This window comes from Streptosporangium sp. NPDC023825 (assembly GCF_040639575.1).
In the GTDB taxonomy this organism is placed as follows: Bacteria; Actinomycetota; Actinomycetes; order Streptosporangiales; family Streptosporangiaceae; genus Streptosporangium.
Genome location: NZ_JBFAAE010000150.1, coordinates 1 through 1744, shown reverse-complemented (window position 1 = coordinate 1744; position 1744 = coordinate 1). Strand labels below are relative to the sequence as shown.

The 1744-nt window shown below is 65.3% G+C and carries 2 protein-coding genes; both read left to right on the top strand.

Features of this window, described 5'->3' with window-relative positions:
• Window positions 1–23: 23 nt before the first annotated feature.
• Complete coding sequence (locus tag AB0G15_RS43450; protein WP_362851588.1) at window positions 24–428, top strand: hypothetical protein; 405 nt, start codon at window positions 24–26, stop codon at window positions 426–428.
• A 2-nt stretch (window positions 429–430) separates the two neighbouring features.
• A partial coding sequence (locus AB0G15_RS43445) for an FtsK/SpoIIIE domain-containing protein (RefSeq protein WP_362851586.1) occupies window positions 431–1744 on the top strand: 1314 nt, incomplete at its 3' end.

The following is a 1744-nucleotide window of genomic DNA, read 5'->3' as shown; positions in this document are numbered from 1 at the left end:
CCTACGAAGGGAACACTTAGATCATGCCCCAGACCTTCATTGTGGACCAGGCCGCAACCTTCTCCGGACTGGCTTTCCTGGAGTCCAAGCCCAAGCTCAAGTTCGGTAGCCGAGACGTGCAGGACACCACCTCTGATGGCACTCCCAAGTGGGAAGTCCAGCTCATCGGCGGCTTCCGTGACCAGTTCGGCCAGAACGCCCACGAGGTCATCAGGGTCAACATCGCCAGCCACCGCGACCCCGGTGAGGGGTTGGGCCAGTACACCCCAGTCCACATGATCCGCTTTGTCGTCGGAGTCACCCCCGCTGAGAAGCGTGTCGATGGCCAGGGCCGCGAGAAGATCACCGGTGGAACCGTCTGGTACCGCGCCGACGGCATCCAGTCCGCCATGCCCGGCAACACCCGTCAGGCCAAGGCCGAGGGCTGATCATGGCAACGGCCATCGCCTTCCTGATCACCTGGATTCCCGTCGCCACCATCGTGGCGGCGGGGCTCGCCCTCCTCTGGTACATCGTCAGCGCTCTCATCTGGGCCTACGACTACCTCCGGGGCAGCTCACACGTTCGGGCATCGATGCGCCGTGCCGTCGTCATCAAGTGGACGTGGCGCCGAACCGCCCGACTGCTCAACCTCTCCATCACCGACAAGACGCCAACGGCCGGCCAGTTCCTCACCAACCGAAAGACCCCGCCTCAACCCCGCATCATCACTCCGCGGCTGCGTACCCGCGTCGATGCCTTCAGCGTCACCATCGAGAGCCGCGCCATCGGCGCCGTCAACGCTCGTCGATGGGCCGACCATGCTCAAGACCTCGCCGATCTCTGGCGCGTAGGCCGCGTCAAGGTCTCCAGCCCCAGCCCCGGCCGCGTACGTGCCAGGGCATTCCTCACCGAACCGCTAGAAGCCTTCGTCCCCTCGCCGCTCATCACCGAGCATCACGGGCTCTGGCTCCCCGCCATTGCTCCCGGCAGCCTTCCCCCGGATCACCCGGTCCTGCTCATGCTCGACGAAGACGGCCGACCCATCCACGTCAACCTCGTCGACGGTGCTCACATGCTTATCGCCGGGGTCACTCGCTCCGGCAAGAGCATCACCGTCAACACCCTGCTCGGCGCCTGGGCACTCATGAACTCTGTCCGGCTGCGCATCATCGACGCCAACCTCGGCACCGTCGCTCCCTGGTGGCGTACCGCACACACCGTCTGCGACGACATTGACCTGGAACGACCCACTGAAATCCTCCGGGAGATCCGCGAGGAGATGGAGTTCCGCAAGCGCTACTTCTGGGAGCTGCGGGCCGACAAGCTCACCCAGTTCACCCCCGACACCCCGGTCGAAGTCCTCGTCATCGACGAACTTGCCAACTACGCCAAGCACCCCGATAAGAAGCGGCGAGAGCTGTTCCTCGCCGAGCTCCTGGCCGTCGCCAGCCAAGGCCACAAGTTCGGCGTCCGCCTGGTCCTCATCACCCAAAAGCCCGAAGCCGACATCCTCCCAACCAGCATCCGAACCAACCTCTCGGCGCGCATCTGCCACCGAGTCGATACCACCGAGGACTTCAAGCACGCCTTCCCTGGCGCGGCCGACATGGACATCACCGCTGCCGACCGCTCCATGCCTCCTGGAGTCGCTATCGCCCAGCTCCTCGGCATGCCCACTGCGGTCCGCGCGCGCTCGGCCTTCACACCATCACAAGCCTGCTGGTCCATCGCAGACGCCATCTGCGCCCGCCCCGGCGGCCAG

What these genes read in the sequence shown, in the direction of transcription:
- AB0G15_RS43450 (WP_362851588.1), top strand. Translation starts at nt 24, where the DNA reads ATGCCCCAGACCTTCATTGTGGACCAGGCCGCAACCTTCTCCGGACTG.